Genomic DNA, 24,089 nt, shown 5'->3' on the forward strand with positions numbered 1-24,089 from the left:
TGCCCCTGACAGTCTCAAGCTCATGTCTTTCTCGGGACGGCATGGGAAAAAATCTGCATCCTGCCAATCGTCGCGATAGAACGTCAGGGGACGCCAGCGGACGACATAAGCCGCACCGACAAACAGCCGCCGTTTTGAACGCTCTTGCACGCGTTTTAATCATCGCCAATTCTCTTGCCCAGGGGCTTTCATCAACCGTCATATGATGGAGCACGCTGCATGTATGTCCGCGAGAAGATCATCCGCCTCAAGACCGTCCTTGCCCGGACCGGCCTGTCTCGTTCGACCCTCTACCGCAAGATCGCGGACGGGACATTCCCGCGCCAACTATCGATCAGCGTCCACGGCGCGGGCTGGCATGAATCCGCCGTCGACCGCTGGATTGCCGATCCGGCGGGCTACCGCGCCGACAATGATAACCGGCCTTCCGGTCCGGGGCCGGTATGAAGGAGGACGAGACGCCACGCTCGCGGCCCGTCACCGCTGCAAATGACGATGAAATCGCGCCCGATCCCGTAGCTATCGACACGGCTCTTTCGCGCATCGCCGAGGTGATCGGGCGGCATATCGCGCGCGAACATATCCGGGCGAAGAAAGCGGCCAACGACAATGAGTCGAATGGGAAAAACCCAAACCCGCTAAAGCGTTGACGCTAGGGGCATGGGAGCCGACACTGTCTTATCGGTCGTGAAGGGCTTTCGTCCCGCCGCTCGAAAGGAAGACATGATGATCCGCGCCGCGCTCTATGCCCGCTACTCCTCCGATCAGCAGAGTTCGGCGTCGATCGCCGACCAGCAGCGTATCTGCCGCGAGCGCGCGGGGCGCGAGGGCTGGCAGCTTGCGGGTTCGTACGAGGACGCGGCCATCTCGGGTGCGAGCATGATATTGCGGCCCGGCATCCAGCGACTGCTCGCGGACGCGCAGGCGGGCAAGTTCGATATCGTGCTGGCCGAGGCGCTCGATCGCGTGTCGCGCGATCAGGCTGATGTCGCGACACTCTACAAGCATCTCCAGTTCGCCCGCGTTCCGCTCGTCACGCTCGCCGAGGGTGAAATCTCCGAGCTTCATGTCGGGCTCAAGGGAACGATGAATGCGCTGTTCCTCAAAGACCTCGCCAAGAAAACACATCGCGGCCTGCGCGGACGCGTCGAGAAGGGTTTCTCCGCCGGGGCGGTCGGTTATGGCTACCGGATGGTCCGGCGCCTCACCAGCGAGGGCGAACTGGTACGCGGCGAACGCGAAATCGATCCGGCGCATGCGCTGATCGTCGAGCGTGTCTTTCGCGAGTTTGCGGACGGCAAGAGCCCGCTCGCCATCGCGCGCGACCTCAACGCCGATGGCATTCCCGGCCCGAAGGGGCTTGCGTGGCGCGACACGAGCATTCGCGGTGACGTTCGGCGCGGCACCGGGATCATCAACAACGAGATGTACGTCGGTGTCCGCGTCTGGAACCACAAACATTATGTCACCGACCCCACTAGCGGCAAGCGCGTTACCCGCTTCAACCCCGAGTCCGAATGGATCAGGAACGAGGTGCCTGATCTTCGCATCGTCAGCGATGAGATGTGGCAAGCGGCCAAACGCCAGCAAGCGGCGCTTGCCGAGCGTCATTTCGGGATCAAGGAAGCGGCGCAGGCCCGTGCGCTGCTGAATACACGGCGCCCAGCCTATCTGCTTTCGGGCCTACTCGAATGCGGCATATGCGGTGGGACCTATGCAGTGGTCGTCGGCGACCGCTATGGCTGCGTCGGTCATCATCGAGGCCGCACCTGTTCGAACAATCGGACGATCAGGCGCGCCGACCTAGAACGCCGCGCGCTGGCTGGCATTGCCGACCGGCTCGTATCGGTCGACAAGATCGAGGCCGCCGTGACCGCCTACGCGGCGCATATCAACCGCGAGAACCGCGAACAGCGCATTCAAGCCGATGCCGACAAGCGGGCACTGGCGAAGATAGACAAGGCCGTCTCGGGCATCATGGCCGCGATCGAGGACGGCTTGTACCAGCCGAACATGAAGGCTCGAATGGCGGAACTCGAAGGCGAGCGAGCCGAAGTCATTGCGCGGCTTGCCAAGGCGCCGCAAGGCATCCCCGATATCCATCCCGGCATTGCCGAAATCTACAAGCGCAAGGTCGCGGCGCTCACCGACACGCTCAAAGACCCCGAAACGCATCTCGATGCCTCAAGCGATATTCGGTCGCTCGTTGGCAAGATCGTCTTGGATCCTGGCGAGAAGCGCGGCGAAGTCCATGCCACCCTCCACGGCTCGCTGATGGGTATTCTCGACTTCGCTAACGACACACCGCAACCCGAGGCCAACCGAGTTATAACATCGGTGGCCCCGGGTTCGCGGGAATGACGAAAGGAAATTAGCGACCTGATCCTATGCGTCGGGATAAAGCGTCGTCATCACCCGCTTCGGGTCGAGCGCATAATGATGCGCGACCGCGGCGGCGATCACGCTTTCGAGGCTGCGCGTCGGTTTGAGGTCGCGGCCTTCGTAGCGCGCCGCCGCGCCGAGGCCGGGCCAGTCGGCCGACACCTTGCCGCCCGCCGCCAGCCCGCCGCCGAGCAGCATCGCGGTCGATGCGGTGCCATGGTCGGTGCCGCCGGTGCCGTTGACCTCGACGGTGCGGCCGAATTCGGTGGCGACGATGACCAGCGTGTCATTCCACGCGGGACCTAGCCCGGTCTGTAGCGCGCCGACAAGCTGATCGAGTCCGCGCAATTGTGCGGCCAGCCGGCCGCGCTGGGCGCTATGCGTGTCCCAGCCGCCGGTTTCGACCATCATCACGCGCGCGCCGTCGGCGGGCAGCATCAGCGACGCCGCGAGCTTGCCGAGGTCGGCGCCGTTGCGGCCATTATTGCCGCCGATGTCGCTCGCCAGCTCCTGCGTCTTGACCGCGCTCTCCCACAGCGGATGAAGCAACGGATCGTCCTGATAGAGTGCGGTGAGCCGCGCGATCAGGTCGGCGTCGGCCTGCGGCAGGCGGCTCGGCGCATAGGTCCCGACCTGCACCGTCCCGCGCAGCGCGAGCGGCACCGCGGGGGCGATCGCGATCGCGTCGCGCTCGGCGGCGGGCAGCAAGGTGAGCAGCCGTCCGACCCAGCCGGTGTCGCGTCCATAGGGGCGCGATCCGCCGCCCTCGAGCATATTCTGCCCGTCGAAATGCGACCGGTCGCGATAACCCGTGGCGACCGCGTGTGCGAAATGCGCCTGCTTGCCCGTATAGAGGCCGGCGGTTGCCGCGAGCGCCGGGTGCAGCGTGAACATGCCGTCGAGCTTCGCGCCGCCCGCCGTTTCGTCGGCCAGCGCGCGCCGCGCGACGGCGAAGGCGGGATCGCCGGTCGGTGCGACGGTCGCGAGCCCGTCGGCGGCGCCGCGCTGGATGATGAAGACGAGCCGCTTCGGCGTGCCCGCGGCGGCATAGGCAAAGCGGGGCAGCGCGCCCGCGGCGGCGACGGTGATCCCCGACAATATGATCGAGCGGCGTGAGAGGATCATCGTCTATCTCCGCAAAAAGGCCGGGCTGGCGAACAGCATCGCGATGCCCTGACCCGGGCTGTCGGCGCGCGCGATCGCTTGGCGCGTTTCGGGGGTGAGGGCGTCGGCGAGGACGAGCGGCGCGAGCACGCGCGCATCGGCGCGGTCGCCGATGCGCCCCGCGATCCGGCTCGCGAGTTCGACGCGCTGCATCAGCGCTGCCGATCCTGCCCAGGTCGCGACCTTGTCGTCATAGCCCGCGGGCGACCCGGGGCGCCACACCGGCTGGCCGAGCTGGGTGAACATCGCGGCGATATTCTGCCGCTCGCCAAGCGCGGGGACTTTCAGCGCGCGCAGCATCGACACCGTCCAGTCCCACGGCGATTTGAACATCGCGGGCGTGGCCGCCCACGGCTCGGGCGAGGCGATCAGCGTTCGGTAGAGCGAGCGAAGGTCGCCGCCGGTCTGGAGGAAGTCGGCCGACAGCCGGTCGACCAAGGCCGCCGGCGGCACATCGCCGGTGAAATGACGTGCCAGCTTGGCGGCGATATGTTTCGCCGTCGCGGGATGAACGGCGAGGTCGCGCAGCACGGCTTCGGCCTGCCGGGCACCCGTATCGTCGTATCGCTTGCCAAGGATCGTCTGCGCCCCGGGTTGGTGAAGGCGGTCGATGAACACCGTCTCGCCGGGCCGGGCATCGGCGGGCATCAGCCGCTGCCCGGCGCCGCGGCCAAGCCCAGCGACAGTCAGGCCGGTGAGCGCCTTCGCAAAAGCCGTCACGTCGCTCTGCGTATAGCCCGTGCGCACGCCCAGCGTGTGCAGCTCCAATATCTCGCGCGCCAGATTCTCGTTGAGTCCCGGCGCCTGCCGCTTGCCGCGGTTTCGCACGCGCGTCGCGAACGGGCTGTCGGGGCCGAAACTCTGCGCCTGATCGAGATAGAGCAGCATCGCGGGATGATGGGCCGCGCTGATAAGAAGGTCCGAAAATTTTCCCATGACATGCGGGCGGATCGCTTCATTCTCGTAATTTCCCGCGAAGCCGACGACGGTCTGCTTGTCCGCCGACACCGCGAAATGATTCGCCCAGAAATGGACGAGCCGTTCGGGGAAGGGGGTGGACGTCGCGATCGCGGCGGACAGGCGCGCAGCGCTCGCATCGACATAGTGCCGGCGGATCGCCGAGCGCAACAGGCGGCGGAGTTCGGGGTCCATGCCCTTTTCCTCCTCGTTCATCGGCATGTCGGCGGCTTCGCGGCGCATCGCCTGCCGTTCGCCGCGATATTCGACATAAGCGGCGGCGATCGCGTCGCGCCCGGCGAGGCCCGCCAGCGCGGCGGGGGCGGGGTCATAATCGCCGATCTGGCGCGTCAGCCAGGCTTTCGGATCATCGATCGCCGGATCGTCGAACCGGCGGCCGAGCCCGAAGCGATTGGCGGCAAGATATTGGACTGCCATGACAAAGCCTTTCCGTGCCCAAAACGCACGATGGCCCCGAATTGTCGCAAAGCTGTCCCGGTGTCAGAGCGATTTGTCGTAGATCTGGTACACGCGGTTGACCTTGGCCTCGATCGCCTCGGCGACCGCGTTCATCCCCTGATTATCGTCGAGCACCCAGCCGATATCGCCGCGCTTGGTGCCATAATCGACGACCGCGTCGCGGCGGATATATTCGATCATCATAAAGGCGAGCGTGCTCGCCATGCGACTGTTCTGAAGCTTTTTCGCGACGCCCATCAGCGGCACGCGCAGGATATGGCTCTGGGGTTTGCGCAGCCACCACAGCAGCCGCGCCCAGTTGAAGGGGAGCAAGGATCCGTCCATGTCGATCAACAACTGGTTGATGTTCGGCAGCACGATCATGAACGCGACCGGCTCGCCGTCGACTTCGGCGACGCGGATCAGATCCTCGAAGACAATGTCCTTCAACTTCTTGCCGACATAGGCGATCTCGCTGTCGGTCAGCGGGACAAAGCCCCAATTGTCCGACCAGGCATCGTTGAGCAGCCCCATGATCAGTTTCGCTTCGGCGGCGAAGCGGCGCTTGTTGACCTTGCGGATGCGGATGCGCGCATTCTTCTCGCCCGCCGCGACGATGCGGTTCACGATCGGCGGAAATCCCTCGTCGATCGCGACGTCGTAATTCAGCAGCTGCTTGACCGGCCGATAGCCGGCGCCTTCGACCCAGCCGCGATAGAGCGGACTATTGTGCCCCATCATCACCGTCGGCCGATTGTCGAACCCCTCGATCAGCAGCCCGGGCTCGTCCCAGATCGAAATCGACAGCGGCCCCAATGAGCGGTGCATGCCCTGACCGCGCAGCCAATCCTCGGCGGCGACAAGCAGCGTCTGCGCCGCGCCTTCGTCTTCGGCTTCGAGCAGACCCCAATTGCCGGTGCCCGGCCCCATGCCCTGTTCGGCGGGCTGTGCGAGTGCGAGGGTGTCGATATGCGCCGAGATGCGCCCGATCGTGCGGCCGTCGCGCCGCGCGAGGAAGAACTGCGCCTTGCCATGTTCGAACCACGGATTCTTGCCGGGCGTGAGCAGGCCATACACCTCGCCCTTCAGCGGCGGCACCCACGACGGATCGCCGCGATTGAGCCGAAAGGCGAGCTCGACAAACTCGCGCAAATCATTCTTGTTCTTGACCGGGTGGATCGTAATCGGGCCGTCCGAATGTCCGCTCATACTGGTTTCCTGAAATCGCTGACCTATATATTTGGCGACGCATTACGGCATAGAAATGGCGCTGGCGACCCGCATTCGGCCATTTTGCTGCCACGAAATAATGGTGAAGACACCCGTATGACGACGATCACTCCCCCTGCCGATCGGGTCGCGACGCCTTTCGCGAAGTCGATTGTAAAGACGCCCCCGTCGGCGGATGCCGACAAGATGCCCAAGTCGGCGATTGCCGACGATATGGCGATGATCCGCGCGGCGTCGGAGCTGACGCGCGATCTCGTGCAGCCGAGCGCGCGTATCTATTGGACCGATATGCTCGCCTCGGCCTTTGTCGGTTATGCCGGCATCGCGGCGGCGATCCTCGCGCCCTCGACCGCGTGGATGCTGGTCGCCGCCCTGATTTCGGTCGTCGCGCTCTACCGCGCGGGCAGCTTCATCCACGAGCTGACGCATATCCGCAAAAATGCGCTGCCGGGCTTCCGCCTCGGCTGGAACATCCTCGTCGGCGTGCCGATGCTGATCCCGTCGTTCATGTACGAAGGCATCCACAGCCTGCACCATAACCGCACCAAATATGGCACGGTCGAGGATCCCGAATATCTGCCGCTCGCGCTGATGAAGCCGTGGACGGTGCCGTTGTTCGTCGTCGCCGCGGCGTTCGCGCCGGTGGCGCTCGTTTTCCGCTATGCCGTGCTCACCCCGCTGTCGTTCCTGATCCCGCCGCTGCGCAAGATCGTCGTCGAACGCTATTCGGGGATGATCATCAACCCGCTGTTCCGCCGCAAGCCGCCCGAGGGCGAGTTCCGCCGTCAATGGGCGTGGCAGGAAGGCGGCGCGTGGGCGTGGTCGACCCTGCTGATCGCCGCGGGCGTTTTCGGCTGGGTGCCGCTGCGCGCGCTCGCCATTTTCGGCGCGATTGCCGCCGCGACGCTGGTGCTCAACCAGATCCGCACGCTCGTCGCGCATCTGTGGGAAAATGACGGCGCGGTGCTGACCGTGACCGGCCAGTTCCTCGACAGCGTCAACGTCCCGCCGCCGGGCCTGCTGCCCGAACTGTGGGCGCCGGTGGGCCTGCGCTATCACGCGCTGCACCATCTGCTGCCGGGCGTGCCCTATCATTCGCTCGCCGAGGCGCACCGCCGCCTGAAGGACGCGCTGCCCGCCGATTCGCAATATCATGGCGCGAATTACGACAGCTTGCCCAAGCTGGTGATGAACCTGGTTGCGGGGTCGGCGCGGGGCGCGGCCGTCTGAGCAACCTGCAGACCGTGTCGGCTCGGGGGTGGGAGTGGACATTCGCCGTTCGTCATCCCGGGCTTGACCCGGGACCCGCTTTTCTCCTGCTCAACGTTAAAAAAGACAAGGCAGGCTCCGGGTCAAGCCCGGGGTGAGGATGCCAATGGACGTCCGCCTTCCGTCGAAAGCAAGATCAATCTTGTGGATTCCGTCGAGCCACCCACAATCGCAAAGCTTTTAGCGTGTGGAATGTCAGATAGCCGAACCATATTGCGCCGGGCATGAGCAATGCGGCGAGGATGATAAGGCGATAAGGGCTAGATAGCCCCAATCCGAGATCAAGGGCCGCAAATATCGCTCCGCCAACCAAGAGCGGCCAGAGCATGTCCAGTTTATCGGGGCCGAGTGGCTCGCCCTCATACATATCGCCGAGAATTTTGGATCGATAGTTTCCGAACCACTGCATCATTTCGCCTCCCGGTCGAACGATCCTATTCCTCAGTCCGTATCAAAATCATCTCGCCGATCAGCGCAAACAATATGAACGGCCCCCATGCGGCGAGGAAGGGCGAGTAGGCGCCCAGATCGCCCATCGCGAGCGCGAAATTGTCGGCGACGAAATAGGCGAAGCCGAGCCCCATGCCGATGATCGCGCGGATGAACAGCTTGCCCGATCGCGCGAGGCCGAACGCTGCGACCGCGCCGAGCAGCGGCATCAATATCGCCGACAGCGGCCCCGAAATCTTGTGCCACAGCACGCCCTTAAGCGCATCGACCGGCCGCCCCGCGGCCTCGAGATCGGCGATCGCCGACTGGAGCTTCAGGAAGGGCAGCTCGTCGCCGTCGACCTGTGCCAGCGTGAACTGGTCGGGGCGGACATCCTTCGCCGCGACGATCGTGCCGAGCGGTTCGAGCGTGCCCGAGCGGCGCAGGAAGCGCCGCGCATTGGTCAATTCCCAGCCGCCGGCCGGAAGCGCGCGTGCGCTGTCGGCCGACAGCATCGACGACAGCACCCCGCCGGTGCGCTCGTAAATCGTCACATAGCCGAGGACGATCACCGGGCCGCTGGTATCGACCGTCGCGGCGTTGATCAGATTGTCGCCGTCGCGGACCCAGATGTTGGTGCGTATGCCGCTGTCCTTGGGGACCTTTTTATACTCGACCTTTTGCCAGGCGCTGAGCGCCGCGGTCGAGCGCGTGACGATGCGTTCGTTGAACGCAAAGCTGATCCCCGCGACGAGCAAGGCCGCGAGGAACAGGGGCGCGAGCACCTGATGCGCCGACATGCCCGACGCCTTCATCGCGATGACCTCGCTGTTCTGGTTCAGCGTCACCATCGTCAATATCGTGCCGAGCAGCACCGAAAAGGGCAGGAAGGTCTCGATAATCTGCGGCATCCGCATGCCGACATAGCGCCACACGTCGGAGTCGCTGTTGCCCGCGACGGCGAGAATCTTGCCGCTCTCGCCGAGCAGGTCGAGCGTCTGGAGGATCAGCACCAGCGCGAAGAGGATCGAGAAGGACCGGACGAGAAAAAGGCGGCCGACGTAGAGCGCCATCGTCCGCGACGGGAAAAAGTGGAGCTGATGCATTTAGTTCACACTCTCCACCAGCCCCGGCTTGCGCTGAAACATCGTCAGTATTTTGCGAATCTTCTGCGCCGCCTTCGCCGCGACGCGCTCGAGCGCACCGATCGGCTGGCCGCCGGGGACATGCGCGACGACATAATACATCCAGATCGCGAGCGCCGCGAACAGCAGATAGGGCACCCACAGCGCGATCAGCGGGTCGACCACCCCGCGCGCGCCCATGTCCTCGGCATATTGGTTGATCTTGTGCTGGGTGACGAGCAGCACGATCGACAGGAAGACGCCGAGCGACGAGGTCGATCGTTTGGGCGGGATCGCGAGCGCGATCGCGATCAGCGGGATCAGGAACATCGACATCACTTCGACGATGCGGAAGTGGAAATTCGCGCGCGATTCGAGCCGTGTCTGCACCGACTGGCTCTTGTCCTTACCCGCGACGAACAATTCGGGGATCGTCATTTCGCGGTCGGCGCCGCCGCGCAGGCGGAAGGCCTCGATCTTGGGCAGGGGGATCGGCAGGTCGTGATTGTCGAAGGTCAGGACGCGCGGAACCGAAAATTTCGGCGATTCATGGATCAGCACGCCCTGCGACAGGCGGAGGATGATTGTGTTCGGATCGTCGGTCGCGAGGAACTGCCCGCGCGCTGCGGTGGCCGACACGCGCTGTCCGTCTTTCTGCTCGCCGCGCACGAAAATGCCGCGCAAGCTGCGTCCATCGTTATAACTTTCCTCGATCCTGAGCGTCATGCGGTCGCCCAATTTGGTGAATTCGCCGACCTTGATCGACGCGCCCAGCGCGCCCGAGCGCAGTTCGAACTGCAGCCCTTCATAGGCGTAGCGCGCGACGGGCTGGATAAAGCCGACAATCGCCAGATTGAGCGCGGCGAGCGCGATCGCATAGGCAAAGGGCACGCGCATCAGCCGCCCGAAACTCATCCCCACACCCTTCAGCACATCGAGCTCGCTCGATGTCGCAAGGCGCCGGAAAGCAAGGAGAATCCCCAGCATCAGCCCGATCGGAATGCCGAGCGAAAGATATTCGGGGATCAGGTTTGCAAGCATGCGCCACACGACGCTGACCGGGCCGCCCTCGGTGGCGACGAAATCGAACAGGCGCAGCATCTTTTCGAGCACGAGCAGCATCGCCGACAGGACGAGCGTGCCGAGCATCGGGAAGAAGATGAGCCGCGCGATGTAGCGGTCGATGGCAGGAAGCTTATTCAATCTTTGGTCGCCCCATCACCATGATTTGGCCGCAGTTGTTTCCGATATGCCGATTCAAGGGCGACAGGGACCCGTGTCAGCGTGCGCTCTCGCGCTTGCTGAGATGGCTATAGCCTCTGGAGGTTTTGAGGTCATGTCGAAAATGTTTCTCGCCGGACTGCTTGGCGCCGGTGCTGCCGGAGCGCTGATCGCGCCCGTCGCGGCGCAGGGTGCCGCGCTGGGTCCGAGCGCCGCGCTGTGCAACAGCAACGCCACCGCCGTCCAGGTCGACGTGCGCGGTTTCAAGCAGCGCACGGGAACCGTGCGCGTGCAGATTTACAGCGCGAACAGCAGCTATCTGGAAAAGCGTAAATGGCTCGAACGCGTCGATGTCCCCGTGTCGCGCGCCGGCACCATGTCGGTCTGTGTGCCCGTGAAGCAGCAGGGCAATTATGTCATTTCGGTGCGGCACGACATCAACGGCAACGGCAAGTCGGACCGTAGCGACGGCGCGGGCCTGTCGGGCAACCCCGACATGAAAGTCAGCGACTTCATCTTCAAGCGGAAGCCCAAGTTGGCAACGGTCAGTTTTGCGGTCGGCGGCGCCACCAAGCGCGTCCCGGTCGTGCTGAACTATGTCAACGGCCTGTCCTTCGACCCCGTCGAATAGAGAGACTTTAGGGATATATGGCAAGCGTCGCGCTCCTTTCGAATCCACGCTCCACGGGCAACCGCTCGCTGCTGCCGCGGGTTCGCGAATATTGCGCGGCGCACCCCGACATCTTTCATTATGAGGTCGAGGACGTCGACCAGATCGAAAAGGCCATCCGCACCATGGCGATGGTCGGCCCGCGCGTCGTCGTGATCAACGGCGGCGACGGCACGGTCCAGGCGGCGCTGACCGAAATTTATTCGGGCGACCATTTCGGCGGCTCGCCGCCGCCGGTCGCGGTGCTTCCCAATGGCAAGACCAACCTCATCGCGCTCGACCTCGGCGCCGAGGGCGATCCGATTAAGGCGCTCGATCGCGTGCTCGAACTCGTCGCGAGCGGCCGGCTCGAGGATCATGTGATCGAACGCCAGCTCATCTCGCTCGACAGCGGCGGCGAAGCGCGGCCGGTGCTCGGCATGTTCCTCGGCGGCGCCTATCTCGCCGACGTGATGCTCTATTGCCGCAACCGCATCTATCCGCTCGGCCTGCCGAACGGGATTTCGCATTTCCTCGCGGCGATCCTCGGGCTGTTCGCGATCATCTTCGGGATCGGCGGCGGCCGCCTGCCGCCCAAGCCCGAAAATATGACCGTGTCGCTGATCCGTCAGGGCGAGTTCAAAGGCAAATTCTCGCTGCTGATCGTCACCACGCTCGAAAAATTGCTGCTCAGCATCCGCACGAGCGACGGCGGCGGCACCAACGGGCACATGAAATTGCTCGCGACCGACAGCAATGTCGGCGCGATGTTCCGCATGCTCGGCGCGACCTGGCGCGGGACGCTGGGGCAAAAGCCGCTCGACGGCGTGCATTTCCAGCAGGGCGACGAAATCCGCATCGAGGGCGAACGGTCGAACGTCATCCTCGACGGCGAAATCTTTCAGGCGAAGCACGGCATGCCGATCATCCTGACCTCGACGCAGCCGGTTCCGTTCCTGCGCCTCGCCGCCTGAGCCTTCGCGCGTGTCCGACCTGATCGATCTGGTCCGCGCCGAACTGGCGACCCCCGTCGACCCGCGCGCCGCCGCGATGGCAGCGGCGATCGCTGCCCAATATCCGGGCAGCGCGCGCGCGGTGCTGTTTTACGGCAGCTGCCTGCGCGAGAGCGAGCTCGATGGGCTGATGCTCGATTTCTACCTGATCGTGTCGGACTATAGCGACGCCTATCCCAAGCGCTGGATGGCGGCCGCCAACCGCCTGATCCCGCCCAACGTCTTCCCGTTCCAGTCGGGCGGGCTGATCGCCAAATATGCGGTGCTCAGCGAAGGTGATTTCGACCGGCTGAACGGTGCGGAGACGCGCAATGTGTCGGTGTGGGCGCGCTTTGCGCAGCCGTCGCGCCTCGTCTGGGCGGTTGACGATACCGCGCGCGACCGGGCCGTCGCGGCGGTGGCGCGCGCGGCACCGACGCTGCTCGCCGCGGCGGGCCGGGTCGATGGCGAAGCGCCGCTCGACTGGTGGCGGCGCGCCTTTTCGCTCACCTACTCGGTCGAGCTGCGCGCCGAGCGCACGAGCCGCGCACAGTCGGTGGTCGACGCCGATGCCGAACGATACAAGCGGTTCAGCCTGCCCGCGATCGCCGCGATCCCGGCCGATGCGCGCGCCGGCGGCTGGGCGCGGCGGCGGCTGGAGGGCAAGGCGCTCAGCATCGCGCGGCTTGCCAAGGCCAGCCTGACCTATGCGGGCGGGATCGATTATCTGGCGTGGAAGATCAATCGCCACGCGGGGACCAAGATCGAGATCAAGCCGTGGCAGCGCCGCTGGCCGCTCGTCGCCGCGCTGACTTTGGTGCCGCGCCTGATGAAGAGCGGGGCTATTCGGTAACACCCGTAGTCATCCCGGCCTTCGCCGGGATGACGGATAACCCTAACTCGCCAGCCTTTGCCCTTCGGCCGGCCGCGCCTCGCCGCGCCGGCGGATGGCCTGGTCGAGCGCGGTGAGGGTGAAGGGTTTGCGCAGCACATCATGGTCGCCGAAGCTTTCGACCTCGCTCGCGTCGCCGGCATAGCCGGTCACGAACAGCACCGACAGGTCGGGCCAGCGCTGTTTCAGCTGCGCGACCATTTCGGGACCGGTCAGCTGGGGCATCAGCACGTCGGACAGGATCAGGTCGAAACCGCTCCCTCCCTCCGCCAGCCGCCGCTCGACCAGCGTTTCGGCCTCGAGCGGGTTGCCGCAGGCGACCACGCTATGGCCCAGCTCGCTGACCGCATCGACCGTCGCCGCGAGGACGCGTTCGTCATCCTCGACGACGAGGATGCTGAGCGCGTCGTCGGGCGATGCGGGACCGTCGGCATCGACGGGCAAAGTTTCGGTGGCCGCATCGGCCTCAGGCTTGGCGATCGGCAGCAGCATCGCGACGCTGGTGCCTTCGCCCTCGGTCGACGAAAGCTGCACTTCGCCGCCCGACTGGCGGCAGAAGGCGAAGACCTGGCTCATGCCCAGCCCGGTGCCCTGGCCCGCGGGCTTGGTCGTGTAAAAGGGATCGAACACGCGTTCGAGCACTTCGGGCGACATGCCGCAGCCGGTGTCGATCACCCGCACCGCGAGCGCCTTGCCTTCGCCATCGTCGAGCGTCTGGATCGTGAGCGAACCATGGCTGTTCATCGCGTCGCGCGCATTGACCGCAAGGTTGAGCAGCGCATTTTCGAATTGCTGCCGGTCGACCCAGCAGGCACGGCCCGGCGCCTGCAGGTCGAGCGTCAATGCGATGCGGTCGCCGATCGTGCGTTCGATCAGCTCGGCAAAGCTCGTGATGCACGCGTCGACCGCGACCATCTCGGGTCGCGCGGGCTCCGACCGGGCAAAGGTCAGCAGCCGGCGGGTCAGGTCGGCGGCGCGATTGGCGCCGTCGAGCGCGTTCGCGAGGTGGCGCGACGCTTTTGCGGGCGACCGTTGCGCCAGTTCGAGCCCGCCGACGACGACCGCCAGCATATTGTTGAAATCATGCGCGATGCCGCCGGTCAGCTGGCCGACCGCCTCCATCTTTTGCGCCTGGCGCAGCTGGGCCTCGGCGGCTTCGCGCTCGATCATCTCGCCGCGCAGCGCATCGTTCGCGTGCGCAAGTTCCGCGGTTCGTTCGTTGACCGCCGCCTCGAGCTGCGCGGCGCGGTCGCTTTCGATCAGCTGCTCGTTCCGCGCGAGCCGCCGTTCGCCTTCGGCACGGATCAACGAGAAGGTCGTGCCGATCGCGATGACCGCGGCGCCCGCGCCGAGTAACGAAAAGAGCAGGATCGCCTGGTTGAGGCTGGCGCGGTCGGCCACGGCAAGCCGGTTGCGCTCGCGCAGCAATGCGCGCTCGTTCGCGATGATTTCGCTGAGCAGCTTGTCGATCCGGCTGACGCCCTGGCCTTTGCCCGCCGCGTAATATTTCGAAATGGCCGCGACGGTCTGGTTGTAGTTGGCGCTGAGCGCCGCGTCGCCGAGTTGCGCCCCGCGGCTGTCCATTTCGCGCGTCAGCTGTTCGACCAGCGCCATCTGTTTGGGATTGTCGCGGACGTTGCGCTGCAATTGCGCGAGGAACTGCCGCGCGCGGCCCCATTGATATTCATAGACGCGCCCGTCCTCTTTCTGCAGCCCGACCGCGAAGCGGCCGAGCGACGCCTCGGCGCGCGCGATCGCGGCGTCGACCGACCGCGTTTGCGAAATAACTTCCATGCTCTGCGTCTGCCAGCCGAGCGAGCGGTCGTAATTGTCGTTGGCGCGCGCGAGCAGCAGCACGAGCGCCCCGACCACACCGGTCAGGATCGCGCCGAGGACGATCGTCAGCCAGAAGCGAACACGCTCCCGCCGGCCGTCATTTTCGCTGTCGCCATCCCTCTCGAACACGCGCATCTCTTACCGGACAAGCGCGGCGCCGCAAAGCGCCGAAGCCGCCGTTAACTTAACACCGCTTCAACTCGACCCGAAAAGGAATCCGCTGGTCGGCGCGCAGGCTCGGTTCAGCCGATAATGCCGACGCGCTGGCCGGCGCGTTCGAACCGGCCGAGGATTTCGCCGACCTGTTCGATGCTATGCTCGGCGCAGAGCGAGCAGCGGAGCAAGGTCATGCCCGCGGGGGTGGCGGGCGGGCGTGCGAGGTTGACGTAAAGGCCTTCTTCCAGCAGCGCTTCCCACATCATCGCGCCGCGTTCAAGGTCGGGCATGATCACCGCGATGATCGCCGACTGCGGCTCTTCGGTGCCGAGCTGGAAGCCGAGGTCGCGCAGTCCCTTGTGCAAAACCTTCGAATTTTCCCACAGGTGCGCGCGCTTGTTCGACCCGTGCATCAGCTTGCGGATGCTCGTCGCCGCGGTCGCGACGACGCTTGGCGGCAGCGAGGCGGTGAAGACGTACGGGCGGCAGACGAGCCGCAGGATTTCGAACTTCGGATGGTTCGACACGCAGAAACCGCCGACGGTGCCGACGCTCTTCGAAAAGGTGCCGATGACGAAGTCGACGTCGTCCAATACGCCCTGCGCCTCGGCGACGCCGCGGCCATTCTCGCCGATGAAGCCCATCGAATGCGCTTCGTCGACGAGCACCATCGCGCCGGCTTCCTTCGAGACGCGGATCATTTCCTTCAGCGGCGCAACGTCGCCGAGCATCGAATAGACGCCTTCGAGCACGACGAGCTTGCCTGCCTCGGGGGGCAGGCGCTTCAGTCTTTTTTCGAGCGCCTCGACGTCATTGTGGCGGAAAGCGACGATTTCGGCATTGCCCATCGCGCAGCCGTCATAGATCGACGCATGGCTGTCGATGTCGAGGATGACATAATCGCCCTTGCCGGCGATCGTCGAAATGATGCCGAGGTTCGCCTGGTACCCCGTTGAAAACACCATGGCATGGTCCATGGCGTAAAATTCCTTGAGCGCCTCTTCGCACTCCTTGTGCCCCTGATAGGTGCCGTTGAGCACGCGGCTGCCGGTCGTGCCGCTGCCGAACTTGTCGAGCGCGTCCTTGCCCGCGGCGATGACATCCTCGTCGAACGTCATGCCCATATAATTATAGGTGCCGAGCAGGATCGTCTCGCGCCCGTTACAGATCGCGACGGTCGGCGAGATCACCTTTTCCATCACCAGATTATACGGATCGGTGACCCCGGTCGCGAGCAGCTGCTCGCGCTGCTGGATCAGCGGGTCGAATTTCGAAAAGAGGTCGGTCATGTCAAATGTCCAAAATCCGTTCGCATCGAGCGAAGTCGAGATGCCCCTCGAACTTGCGCTGTCCCGATGGGTGTCTCGACTTCGCTCGACACGAACGGGGAAAAAGATTTAGCCCTGCAGCTTCTCGACCGCGGCGACCAGCTGGCCGACGGTTTCGATTTCGGCCTGCATGTTCATGCTGATGATGATGTCGAACGTGTCCTCGACCTCGGCGACGAAATCCATCACCGTCAGGCTGTCCCATTCGAGGTCGCCGGCAAAGGTGGTGGCGTCGGTCAGTTCGACGCCCTTCTTGTTGAAAGGGGCAATCAGCCCGAAAATCTGGTCGCGCAGGGCGGTGCTCATGTGGTGCGTCCCATATGGAATGAAGTTGCGTGCGGCATGCCGCGAAGGCTTCCGATTGGCAAGCGAATGCGGCGGGAACAGGGCAGCATCTTGCCGCTGGCGGGACTTCGTGGCATCGCTGTGGCGGGTCGCCAGCAGGGGCAGCTTGGCATGGACAGCGCAGATTCAACGACATCGCAGAGCCGGCCGGCGATTTCCTTCCCGCCGAACGCGGTGCACCTCGTGCGCACCAACCAGCAGATCACGATGCAATTGTCGCAAATGGCCGACCAAAAGGCATCGATCCTGATGGGCGCGACCTTCGTCGTCTTCACGCTCGCGATCGGGCAGGCGCGCTCGGGCGGCGGTGCGCTCGCGATGCCGCTCGCGATCCTCGCGACCTTTTCCTTCCTCTCGGCTTTGCTCGCGGTGTCGGCGGTGCTGCCGCGCGTCGGCAGGGCGCCGCCGGTCGTCTACAAGGACGGCAAGGATCACAGCAATATCCTCTTCTTCGGCCGCTTCGAACAGATGGACGAGGACGAGTTCATCGCCGCGGTAAAGGCGCGGCTGCGCACCGAGGAGGATCTTTATGAGACGATGCTGCGCGATACCTACCAGAATGGCGTCGTGCTCGCGCGGCGCAAATATCGCTACCTTGCCTACGCCTACCGCCTGTTCGTCGTCGGGCTGACGCTGACCTTCATCGCGTTCGCGGTCGAGATGGCCGGGATGTGGCGAGGATGAATTCATAGATCCTCCCTGTCGCGAAGCGATGGGGAGGGGGAGTGCAGGGTTGAATTGCCCCCGGCAATTCAAGTCCAGTCCGGGGGACTGGACGACCCAGCACTCTCGCGCAGCGAGTGGTGGAGGGGTCGCGCCATAACCCCTCCGTCAGCGCTTCGCGCTGCCACCTCCCCATGCCTGCGGCACAGGGAGGATCCAATCTCCGCATTGCTGTTGCCATTCTGCCACCCCCAGGCACCAAATAACCCGCCGTCGCCGCGCCGCACTTGAACCGTAACATTCGTGCGCCTATCCGGGCCGGCTATGCTGCATCAGGCCGCCCCTCTGACCGCGGAAACACCGCCGAGCCTCCGCGCCGAATTCCGCGCGACGCTGGCGCTTGCGGTGCCGCTCGCGGCCGCGAACCTGCTGCAAATGCTCGTCCATGCGATCGACGTGATCTTCGTCGCGCGGCTCGGCGACGCGGCGCTCGCCGCCTCGTCGCTCGGCGTCGCGATCTTCGGGCTCCTGCTGTGGACCGGCTCCGGCCTTATCGGCGCATCGGCGCCGCTGATCGCCGCCGAACTCGGCCGCCGCAAGCATGCGGTGCGCGAGGTGCGGCGGACGGTGCGCATGGCGCTGTGGCTCAGCGCGCTGGTCTCGCTCCTCTTCATGGGCATCTGCGCCGCGGGCGGGCCGATCATGCTCGCGACGGGGCAGCCGGCCGAAACCTCGGCGCGTGCCGCGGGCTTCCTGCTGATCCTGATGTGGGGCATGTTCCCGATGATCGCCGCGGCGGTGCTGCGCATCTTCGTCTCGGCGCTCGGGCGGCCGACGATCGCGACCGCGATCACCTTCGGCGCGCTGTTCGTCAATGCGCTGGGCAACTGGGTGCTGGTGTTCGGCCACCTCGGCATGCCCGCGCTCGGCCTCCACGGCTCGGCGATTTCGAGCGTGATGACCAGCTTCCTGATGCTGATCGCCTATGTCGTCGTCATCCAGAGCGACCGGCGGCTGCGGCGTTATCATCTGTTCGGCAACTGGTGGCGGTCCGAATGGACGCGCTTTTTCGACATGCTGCGCATCGGCACGCCGATCAGCCTGACGATCCTGGCCGAGGCGGGGCTGTTCACCGGCGCCGCCTTCCTGATGGGCCGCATCGGCGAAACCGAGCTCGCCGGGCACACGATCGCGCTGCAGGTCGCGGCGCTCGCCTTCCAGATCCCCTTCGGCGTCGCGCAGGCGGCGACGATCCGCGTCGGTCTTTTCTATGGCGCGCGCGACCATCGCGGTATCGCACACGCGGGGCAGGCGTCGCTCATCCTCGGCATCGGCTTCATGGGGCTGACCGCGCTCATCATGTGGCTGTTCCCGTCGCTCGTGCTGTCGATCTATGTCGACGTCGATGCCGCGCGCAACGCCGCGCTCGTCAGTTTCGCGATGCAGTTCCTCGTCGTCGCCGCCGCCTTCCAGCTGTTTGACGGCGCACAGGCGGTGGCGGCCGGCGTGCTGCGCGGATTGCAGGACACACGCACCCCGATGATCATCGCGATCTGCGGTTACTGGATCGCGGGTTATGGCACCGCCATCTATCTCGGCTTCTGGACGCCGCTCGCCGGAGTCGGGGTGTGGATCGGGCTGGCCGTGGGGCTGATTGTCGTCTCTGCCGTGCTGCTGCTCCGCTGGCGGATGCGCGCGCGTCTGGGCCTGCTTCCGGCCTGACGCAAAAACTTCGCGAGAATCTTGTACCCCTGCGCTTGACGCCTATCTGACTCCCACCCATATGGCCGACTGTTAGCACTCGCGTCCTGTGAGTGCTAAACGACATCATTTCCATCTCTGGAGGGATTTCCATGCAATTTCGTCCGCTGCACGACCGCGTGCTTGTTCGCCGTATCGAAGCCGAAGAAAAGACGGCTGGCGGCATCATCATCCCCGACACCGCCAAGGAAAAGCCGCAGGAAGGCGAAGTCGTCTCGGTCGGCACCGGGACCCGCGCCGATGACGGCAAGGTGACCCCGCTCGACGTCAAGGCGGGCGACCGCATCCTGTTCGGCAAATGGTCGGGCACCGAAGTCAAGGTCGACGGCGAAGAGCTGTTGATCATGAAGGAATCGGACATCCTCGGCGTCATCGCCTGAGCGATTTCATCGAATTCAGTGTGAAGTTACGCAGTTTTCTGCGGATTTTAAAGGAACAAGCCCATGGCTGCTAAAGACGTAAAATTCAGCCGCGACGCGCGTGAGCGCATTCTGCGCGGCGTCGACACCCTCGCCGACGCGGTGAAGGTGACCCTCGGTCCCAAGGGCCGCAACGTCGTGATCGACAAGAGCTTCGGCGCGCCCCGCATCACCAAGGACGGCGTCACCGTCGCCAAGGAAATCGAACTTAAGGACAAGTTCGAGAATATGGGCGCCCAGATGCTGCGCGAAGTCGCATCGAAGGCGAACGACAAGGCCGGCGACGGCACCACCACCGCGACCGTTCTCGCCCAGGCGATCGTGCGCGAAGGCATGAAGTCGGTTGCCGCCGGCATGAACCCGATGGACCTGAAGCGCGGCATCGACCTCGCGGTCACCAAGGTTGTCGAAACGATCAAGGCGCAGTCGAAGCCCGTGTCGGGCACCGCTGAAATCGCCCAGGTCGGCATCATCTCGGCCAATGGCGACAAGGAAGTCGGCGACAAGATCGCCGAAGCCATGGAAAAGGTCGGCAAGGAAGGCGTGATCACCGTCGAGGAAGCCAAGGGCCTCGATTTCGAACTCGATGTCGTCGAAGGCATGCAGTTCGACCGCGGCTACCTGAGCCCTTACTTCATCACCAACCCCGAAAAGATGCTCGTCGAGCTTTCGGATCCGTACATCCTGATCTTCGAAAAGAAGCTGTCGAACCTCCAGTCGATGCTTCCGATCCTCGAAGCCGTGGTGCAGTCGGGCCGTCCGCTCCTCATCATCGCCGAAGACATCGAAGGCGAAGCGCTCGCAACGCTGGTGGTCAACCGCCTGCGCGGCGGCCTGAAGGTCGCGGCCGTCAAGGCGCCGGGCTTCGGCGATCGTCGCAAGGCGATGCTGCAGGACATCGCGATCCTCACTGCCGGTGAAATGATCAGCGAAGACCTGGGCATCAAGCTTGAGTCGGTCACGCTGAACATGCTCGGCCAGGCCAAGCGCGTCACGATCGACAAGGACAACACCACCATCGTCGATGGTGCTGGCGACCATGATGCGATCAAGGGCCGCGTCGAACAGATCCGCGCGCAGATCGAAACGACGACCAGCGACTACGACAAGGAAAAGCTGCAGGAACGTCTGGCGAAGCTCGCCGGCGGTGTTGCCGTGATCAAGGTCGGCGGCGCTTCGGAAGTCGAAGTGAAGGAACGCAAGGACCGCGTTGACGACGCGCTCCACGCGACCCGCGCTGCGGTCGAAGAAGGCATTGTCCCCGGCGGCGGTACGGCGCTTCTGTACGCGACGAAGGCTCTCGACGGCATGTCGGGCGTCAACGAAGACCAGACCCGCGGCATCGACATCATCCGTCGCGCGCTGCAGGCTCCGGTTCGCCAGATCGCCGAAAACGCGGGCTTCGACGGCGGTGTCGTCGCGGGCAAGCTGTTCGACCAGAACGACAGCAACTTCGGCTTCAACGCCTCGACCGACGTCTATGAAGACCTGGTCAAGGCCGGCGTCATCGACCCGACCAAGGTCGTGCGCACCGCGCTGCAAGACGCTGCCTCGGTTGCCGGTCTGCTGATCACCACCGAAGCCGGCATCGCCGAAACGCCTGACGACAAGCCCGCCATGCCCATGGGCGGCGGCGGCATGGGCGGCATGGGCGGCATGGACTTCTGACGACCCCAACAGGTCGTCACCCCGGCGAAGGCCGGGGTCGCATGCCGACTTGCCGAACGGCCAAGTCAAAAAAGAAGGGCCGGGGGAGCAATCCTCCGGCCCTTTTCTTTGTGCAACTTATCTCCATCGTCACCCCGGACTTGATCCGGGGTCCATGTCACGGGCGGCGTCATGGATGCCGGATCAAGTCCGGCATGACGAAAATGGCATGGCGAAATAGGGCAGGCGGGACATTGCCAGTTCAGGCGATGCGGCATAGCTAGGGCAGCGATGATCTTCGTCCTCGCTCTCGCCCTGCTCGCCGATCCTCCGGCCGCGGCAACGCCCGCGCCGCCGCCGATCGAGCGCTGCGGCTACCGCATCGTCGAAACCTTCCCGCACGACGCGACCAGCTTCACCCAGGGCCTCTTCTGGGACGAGGGGCATCTGTACGAGGCCACCGGTCAATATGGTCAGTCCCGCGTGGCGCGGCTCGACCTCAAGACCGGCAAGGCGCTGGCGCAGACAAAGCTGCCGGCGGACCAGTTCGGCGAAGGCATCACGCGCTGGGGTGATCAGATCATCGGCGTGACCTGGCAGGGCGGCGCCGGCAATCGCTGGTCGATCAAGGATCTGAAACGCGTCGGCACCTTCAAATATGAAGGCGAGGGCTGGGGCGTGACGATGGTCGAAGGCAGCCTGGTGCTCAGCGACGGCACGACGGAGCTCCGCTTCTTCGATCCCGCGACAATGAAGGAGCAGAGGCGTGTCACGGTGCGCTTCGGCGGCCGGCCGATCTCGATGATCAACGAGCTGGAGACGATCGACGGCCAGATCTGGGCGAATGTGTGGATGACCGACTTCATCGTCCGCATCGATCCCGCCACCGGCAACGTCGTCTCGCTCGTCAACCTGACGGGGCTCAAGGCCGACGCCGGTGTCAGGGGGACCGACAGCGTGCTCAACGGCATTGCATGGGACGCGAAAACGAAGCGCTTGTTCGTCACCGGAAAATATTGGCCGAAACTTTACGAAATCGCACTCGCGGGCTGCCGTTAGGGTCCAGACCCTAACCGCCCGACAACGCCGCCTCCATCCGCGCTGCCGCGGCGTCATAGACATGCTCTTTCAATCCCGCGGTGATCGCCTTGGGCGCGCGGTCGGGATGGCCGCCGGGGAAGGGCGGCGCGGGGTCATATTCGATCGCGAGCTGGATCGCCTGCGCGACCGCATCGCCGCGCAGCCGGGCGATCAAGGTCAGCGCGAAATCGAGCCCCGAGGTGACGCCGCCGCTGGTCACGACATTCCCGTCCTCGACGACGCGTGCCTTCACCGTTTCGGCACCGACCAGTGGCAGCAGGTGGGTATAGGCCCAGTGCGTCGTCGCGCGCTTGCCGTCGAGCAGCCCGGCGCGGCCGAGCAGGAAGGCGCCGGTGCAGACGCTCGTCACCCATTGCGCGCCCGCCGCCTGGCGCGCGATGAAATCGATCGTCGCGGCGTCGCCCAGCGCGTCGGCGACACCGTGCCCGCCGGGGATGCAGAGGATGTCGCCCTGCGGCGCACTCGCGAAATCATGCGTCGGCACGATCGCGAAGCCGCTGTCGGTCATGATCGGGTCGAGGCTGGCCGCGGCGCCCGCGAGTATGGCGCCGGGCATGCGCGAAAGCGCCTGCGCGGGAGCGGTGAAATCGAGCTGGGTGATACCGGGAAAGAGCAGGAAGACGATGGTGGTGGCGGGCGTATCGGTCATGCGGATGTCCTTGCGCTGGCGATGGATCACCCAGGCGCGCGGCTCCTGTCGACCCGTCGGTCCGCCCCGCTTCCCGATGGGACTCCATCTTCAGCGCCAGTTGCGGGGCGAGAGCAGCCTAACGCCCTGATGCGGCGAGGGGAAGGCGCTATTTGACGGTCTTTTCGGCGTCGCCGTCCGGCTTGTCCGCGGCGGCTACCGGCGCGCTATCGCGGCTTTCGAGCATTTCGGCGGCATCGTCGAGCGCCTTGGCCTCGCTGACGGTCACGCCGCCGGGGCCGGGCTCATTGTCGGTACGGCTGCATCCCGTCGTCAGGATCAGCATCGCGAGCGCGGCGCTCGTCATCCGAAGGTCGATCATCGCATGCGCTCCCATGAAAAAGGGCCCCATCCGTGGTGGATGGAGCCCCCGATATCAGCCCGAAGGCGTGCCGACGACTTACTTCTTGTCGTTGGCTTCGGCCTTCTTGGTTTCTTCGGCAATATTGGCGCCGGCCTTGTCGGCGGCTTCGCCAGCGGCGTTCACGGTGCCTTCGACGGCGTTGCCGGCCTTGTCGGCGGCGGCGGCGGTCGCATCGGCGGCTTCGTCGGCGGCAGCAGCCGTCGCGTCGGCAGCGCCAGCGGCAGCATCGGCAGCGGCATCGCCAGCGGCGGCGGCGTCATCGGCGGCCGAAGTGGCGGTTTCCGAAGCGGCGTCCTGGGTCTTTTCCGAGCAGGCGGCGAGGCTGAAGGCCGCGGCGGCCATCGAGGCGATGATGATCTTGCGCATGATATTCCTTTCGAATGCAATGGCCGGGCGACGGCCATAGGGACTGAGAGTTAACGGCGGATCAGGGGCTTGGCAACTGCGCCGATTGATACCTGTCCCGAATGAAAAAGGGGCCACCGGCGAACCGGCGACCCCCCTTTGCCTGTGGCATTTCTTCGGCCTGAAAGGCCGAAAAGACGCTTACTTCTTGGCTTCTTCCATCGCGCCCTTGGCGGCGTCGGCAGCTTCCTTGGCAGCATCGGCGGCTTCGGTCGCCTTGTCGGCAGCCTTGGCAGCGTCGCCCGAGGCAGCGGCATCGCCAGCGGCGTCGGCAGCGGCGCCGGCTTCGCCAGCAGCAGCTGCGGTCGCGTCGGCAGCGCCTTCGGCCGCTTCCATCGCGCCATCAGCAGCGCCTTCGACGGTCGCGGCTGCGTCTTCGGTTGCAGCAGCCGTGTCGTCGGCAGCCTTTTCGGCGCAAGCAGCGAGGCCCATCGAGGCGGCGAGGACGAGCGACAGAGTGATCGATTTCTTCATTTGGGAATACCCCTCTCGGTTTGAACTGACCGATCGGCACAGGAACTGATCGATCCCGAAATTTGCCAATCGCGCGCAGAATTACCCCCTCGCCAAATGGCACGCAACGCCCTTTTTGCCAGAGCCCCGCTGTT

At 64.9% G+C, this 24,089-nt stretch carries 25 protein-coding genes and 1 riboswitch; of the genes, 12 read left to right on the top strand and 13 right to left on the bottom strand.

Features of this window, described 5'->3' with window-relative positions:
- Positions 1-219 precede the first annotated feature (219 nt).
- The 3 genes from J2X38_RS04085 (at position 220) to J2X38_RS04095 (ending at position 2,361) form a co-directional block, all read left to right on the top strand.
- The gene (locus tag J2X38_RS04085; RefSeq protein ID WP_310251583.1) at positions 220-447 is read left to right on the top strand and encodes an AlpA family phage regulatory protein; all 228 of its coding nucleotides are present in this window, start codon (positions 220-222) and stop codon (positions 445-447) included.
- Positions 444-650 carry a hypothetical protein gene (locus J2X38_RS04090; protein ID WP_310251585.1) on the top strand — a complete coding sequence of 69 codons (207 nt, stop codon included), beginning with the start codon at positions 444-446 and terminating at the stop codon, positions 648-650. Before J2X38_RS04085 ends, J2X38_RS04090 begins: the two co-directional genes overlap by 4 nt.
- A 73-nt stretch (positions 651-723) precedes the next feature.
- Entirely contained in the window at positions 724-2,361 is a 1,638-nt protein-coding gene (locus J2X38_RS04095; RefSeq protein WP_310251587.1) for a recombinase family protein, read from the top strand.
- A 24-nt stretch (positions 2,362-2,385) separates the two neighbouring features.
- Here J2X38_RS04095 and J2X38_RS04100 read toward each other — a convergent pair whose 3' ends face one another.
- The 3 genes from J2X38_RS04100 to J2X38_RS04110 all read right to left on the bottom strand — a co-directional run bounded on the left by J2X38_RS04100 (position 2,386) and on the right by J2X38_RS04110 (position 6,171).
- A complete protein-coding gene (locus J2X38_RS04100) occupies positions 2,386-3,507 on the bottom strand; it encodes a DUF1501 domain-containing protein (protein WP_310251590.1) in 1,122 nt (373 codons plus the stop codon).
- 3 nt (positions 3,508-3,510) lie between these two features.
- Positions 3,511-4,941, bottom strand: a complete 1,431-nt coding sequence (locus J2X38_RS04105; protein ID WP_310251592.1) for a DUF1800 domain-containing protein — start codon at positions 4,939-4,941, stop codon at positions 3,511-3,513.
- Positions 4,942-5,004: 63 nt separating this feature from the next.
- The gene (locus J2X38_RS04110) at positions 5,005-6,171 is read right to left on the bottom strand and encodes an N-acetyltransferase (protein ID WP_310251594.1); all 1,167 of its coding nucleotides are present in this window, start codon (positions 6,169-6,171) and stop codon (positions 5,005-5,007) included.
- Positions 6,172-6,288: 117 nt separating this feature from the next.
- Here J2X38_RS04110 and J2X38_RS04115 point away from each other — a divergent pair, with 117 nt between their 5' ends.
- Positions 6,289-7,422: a fatty acid desaturase gene (locus J2X38_RS04115; RefSeq protein WP_310251596.1), complete on the top strand. Its 1,134-nt coding sequence runs from the start codon at positions 6,289-6,291 to the stop codon at positions 7,420-7,422.
- 175 nt (positions 7,423-7,597) lie between these two features.
- On the opposite strand, the gene J2X38_RS04120 is transcribed toward J2X38_RS04115, so the two are convergent.
- The 3 genes from J2X38_RS04120 to lptF are packed head-to-tail and all read right to left on the bottom strand — an operon-like array spanning position 7,598 to position 10,217.
- A complete protein-coding gene (locus tag J2X38_RS04120; protein WP_310251598.1) occupies positions 7,598-7,873 on the bottom strand; it encodes a hypothetical protein in 276 nt (91 codons plus the stop codon).
- 22 nt (positions 7,874-7,895) lie between these two features.
- Positions 7,896-8,996 (bottom strand): LPS export ABC transporter permease LptG, encoded by a 1,101-nt coding sequence (gene lptG / locus J2X38_RS04125; protein WP_058536854.1) that lies wholly within the window; start codon positions 8,994-8,996, stop codon positions 7,896-7,898.
- Positions 8,997-10,217: an LPS export ABC transporter permease LptF gene (lptF, locus tag J2X38_RS04130; protein ID WP_310251602.1), complete on the bottom strand. Its 1,221-nt coding sequence runs from the start codon at positions 10,215-10,217 to the stop codon at positions 8,997-8,999.
- Positions 10,218-10,350: 133 nt separating this feature from the next.
- On the opposite strand from lptF, the gene J2X38_RS04135 reads away from it, so the two are divergent.
- From J2X38_RS04135 to J2X38_RS04145, 3 genes are read left to right on the top strand one after another with little or no spacing between them, the layout of a single operon-like run.
- Positions 10,351-10,866 (top strand): DUF2141 domain-containing protein, encoded by a 516-nt coding sequence (locus tag J2X38_RS04135; RefSeq protein WP_082639648.1) that lies wholly within the window; start codon positions 10,351-10,353, stop codon positions 10,864-10,866.
- A gap of 17 nt (positions 10,867-10,883) precedes the next feature.
- On the top strand, positions 10,884-11,858 hold the full coding sequence (locus J2X38_RS04140) for a diacylglycerol kinase family protein (protein ID WP_058536853.1): 975 nt from the start codon (positions 10,884-10,886) through the stop codon (positions 11,856-11,858).
- A gap of 10 nt (positions 11,859-11,868) precedes the next feature.
- Positions 11,869-12,729, top strand: coding sequence for a hypothetical protein (locus J2X38_RS04145; protein ID WP_310251605.1), 861 nt, complete (start codon positions 11,869-11,871; stop codon positions 12,727-12,729).
- Positions 12,730-12,771: 42 nt separating this feature from the next.
- On the opposite strand, the gene J2X38_RS04150 is transcribed toward J2X38_RS04145, so the two are convergent.
- The 3 genes from J2X38_RS04150 to J2X38_RS04160 all read right to left on the bottom strand — a co-directional run bounded on the left by J2X38_RS04150 (position 12,772) and on the right by J2X38_RS04160 (position 16,394).
- Complete coding sequence (locus J2X38_RS04150; RefSeq protein WP_058537023.1) at positions 12,772-14,733, bottom strand: ATP-binding protein; 1,962 nt, start codon at positions 14,731-14,733, stop codon at positions 12,772-12,774.
- A gap of 113 nt (positions 14,734-14,846) precedes the next feature.
- Positions 14,847-16,049 (bottom strand): serine palmitoyltransferase, encoded by a 1,203-nt coding sequence (gene spt, locus J2X38_RS04155; protein WP_310251608.1) that lies wholly within the window; start codon positions 16,047-16,049, stop codon positions 14,847-14,849.
- Positions 16,050-16,157: 108 nt separating this feature from the next.
- The gene (locus J2X38_RS04160) at positions 16,158-16,394 is read right to left on the bottom strand and encodes an acyl carrier protein (RefSeq protein ID WP_056372169.1); all 237 of its coding nucleotides are present in this window, start codon (positions 16,392-16,394) and stop codon (positions 16,158-16,160) included.
- Between the two features lie 150 nt (positions 16,395-16,544).
- On the opposite strand from J2X38_RS04160, the gene J2X38_RS04165 reads away from it, so the two are divergent.
- The 5 genes from J2X38_RS04165 (at position 16,545) to J2X38_RS04185 (ending at position 21,982) form a co-directional block, all read left to right on the top strand.
- The gene (locus tag J2X38_RS04165) at positions 16,545-17,117 is read left to right on the top strand and encodes a Pycsar system effector family protein (protein ID WP_310251611.1); all 573 of its coding nucleotides are present in this window, start codon (positions 16,545-16,547) and stop codon (positions 17,115-17,117) included.
- Positions 17,118-17,420: 303 nt separating this feature from the next.
- Positions 17,421-18,818 (top strand): MATE family efflux transporter, encoded by a 1,398-nt coding sequence (locus J2X38_RS04170; RefSeq protein WP_310251613.1) that lies wholly within the window; start codon positions 17,421-17,423, stop codon positions 18,816-18,818.
- 131 nt (positions 18,819-18,949) lie between these two features.
- On the top strand, positions 18,950-19,237 hold the full coding sequence (gene groES, locus J2X38_RS04175; protein WP_037514464.1) for a co-chaperone GroES: 288 nt from the start codon (positions 18,950-18,952) through the stop codon (positions 19,235-19,237).
- Between the two features lie 63 nt (positions 19,238-19,300).
- A complete protein-coding gene (groL, locus tag J2X38_RS04180) occupies positions 19,301-20,944 on the top strand; it encodes a chaperonin GroEL (protein WP_058536849.1) in 1,644 nt (547 codons plus the stop codon).
- A gap of 270 nt (positions 20,945-21,214) precedes the next feature.
- Entirely contained in the window at positions 21,215-21,982 is a 768-nt protein-coding gene (locus J2X38_RS04185; RefSeq protein ID WP_310251621.1) for a glutaminyl-peptide cyclotransferase, read from the top strand.
- 10 nt (positions 21,983-21,992) lie between these two features.
- Here J2X38_RS04185 and J2X38_RS04190 read toward each other — a convergent pair whose 3' ends face one another.
- The 4 genes from J2X38_RS04190 to J2X38_RS04205 form a co-directional block, all read right to left on the bottom strand.
- A complete protein-coding gene (locus tag J2X38_RS04190) occupies positions 21,993-22,673 on the bottom strand; it encodes a DJ-1/PfpI family protein (protein ID WP_310251623.1) in 681 nt (226 codons plus the stop codon).
- A 21-nt stretch (positions 22,674-22,694) separates the two neighbouring features.
- Positions 22,695-22,787: riboswitch (ZMP/ZTP riboswitch) on the bottom strand.
- Between the two features lie 34 nt (positions 22,788-22,821).
- Positions 22,822-23,034: a hypothetical protein gene (locus J2X38_RS04195; protein WP_156419758.1), complete on the bottom strand. Its 213-nt coding sequence runs from the start codon at positions 23,032-23,034 to the stop codon at positions 22,822-22,824.
- 78 nt (positions 23,035-23,112) lie between these two features.
- A complete protein-coding gene (locus J2X38_RS04200) occupies positions 23,113-23,442 on the bottom strand; it encodes a hypothetical protein (RefSeq protein ID WP_037514457.1) in 330 nt (109 codons plus the stop codon).
- Between the two features lie 180 nt (positions 23,443-23,622).
- Entirely contained in the window at positions 23,623-23,955 is a 333-nt protein-coding gene (locus tag J2X38_RS04205) for a hypothetical protein (protein ID WP_058536846.1), read from the bottom strand.
- Positions 23,956-24,089 lie beyond the last annotated feature (134 nt).

Source organism: Sphingopyxis sp. BE235 (assembly GCF_031457175.1).
Lineage (GTDB): Bacteria > Pseudomonadota > Alphaproteobacteria > Sphingomonadales > Sphingomonadaceae > Sphingopyxis.

Coding starts and splice junctions, on each gene's coding strand:
- J2X38_RS04095 (WP_310251587.1), top strand. CDS start 724: ATGATGATCCGCGCCGCGCTCTATGCCCGCTACTCCTCCGATCAGCAG.
- J2X38_RS04110 (WP_310251594.1), bottom strand. CDS start 6,171: ATGAGCGGACATTCGGACGGCCCGATTACGATCCACCCGGTCAAGAAC.
- spt (WP_310251608.1), bottom strand. CDS start 16,049: ATGACCGACCTCTTTTCGAAATTCGACCCGCTGATCCAGCAGCGCGAG.
- J2X38_RS04085 (WP_310251583.1), top strand. CDS start 220: ATGTATGTCCGCGAGAAGATCATCCGCCTCAAGACCGTCCTTGCCCGG.
- J2X38_RS04160 (WP_056372169.1), bottom strand. CDS start 16,394: ATGAGCACCGCCCTGCGCGACCAGATTTTCGGGCTGATTGCCCCTTTC.
- J2X38_RS04165 (WP_310251611.1), top strand. CDS start 16,545: ATGGACAGCGCAGATTCAACGACATCGCAGAGCCGGCCGGCGATTTCC.
- J2X38_RS04115 (WP_310251596.1), top strand. CDS start 6,289: ATGACGACGATCACTCCCCCTGCCGATCGGGTCGCGACGCCTTTCGCG.
- J2X38_RS04200 (WP_037514457.1), bottom strand. CDS start 23,442: ATGCGCAAGATCATCATCGCCTCGATGGCCGCCGCGGCCTTCAGCCTC.
- J2X38_RS04140 (WP_058536853.1), top strand. CDS start 10,884: ATGGCAAGCGTCGCGCTCCTTTCGAATCCACGCTCCACGGGCAACCGC.
- groL (WP_058536849.1), top strand. CDS start 19,301: ATGGCTGCTAAAGACGTAAAATTCAGCCGCGACGCGCGTGAGCGCATT.
- J2X38_RS04135 (WP_082639648.1), top strand. CDS start 10,351: ATGTCGAAAATGTTTCTCGCCGGACTGCTTGGCGCCGGTGCTGCCGGA.
- J2X38_RS04105 (WP_310251592.1), bottom strand. CDS start 4,941: ATGGCAGTCCAATATCTTGCCGCCAATCGCTTCGGGCTCGGCCGCCGG.
- groES (WP_037514464.1), top strand. CDS start 18,950: ATGCAATTTCGTCCGCTGCACGACCGCGTGCTTGTTCGCCGTATCGAA.
- J2X38_RS04190 (WP_310251623.1), bottom strand. CDS start 22,673: ATGACCGATACGCCCGCCACCACCATCGTCTTCCTGCTCTTTCCCGGT.
- J2X38_RS04170 (WP_310251613.1), top strand. CDS start 17,421: ATGCTGCATCAGGCCGCCCCTCTGACCGCGGAAACACCGCCGAGCCTC.
- J2X38_RS04205 (WP_058536846.1), bottom strand. CDS start 23,955: ATGAAGAAATCGATCACTCTGTCGCTCGTCCTCGCCGCCTCGATGGGC.
- J2X38_RS04195 (WP_156419758.1), bottom strand. CDS start 23,034: ATGATCGACCTTCGGATGACGAGCGCCGCGCTCGCGATGCTGATCCTG.
- lptG (WP_058536854.1), bottom strand. CDS start 8,996: ATGCATCAGCTCCACTTTTTCCCGTCGCGGACGATGGCGCTCTACGTC.
- J2X38_RS04100 (WP_310251590.1), bottom strand. CDS start 3,507: ATGATCCTCTCACGCCGCTCGATCATATTGTCGGGGATCACCGTCGCC.
- J2X38_RS04120 (WP_310251598.1), bottom strand. CDS start 7,873: ATGATGCAGTGGTTCGGAAACTATCGATCCAAAATTCTCGGCGATATG.
- J2X38_RS04090 (WP_310251585.1), top strand. CDS start 444: ATGAAGGAGGACGAGACGCCACGCTCGCGGCCCGTCACCGCTGCAAAT.
- J2X38_RS04185 (WP_310251621.1), top strand. CDS start 21,215: ATGATCTTCGTCCTCGCTCTCGCCCTGCTCGCCGATCCTCCGGCCGCG.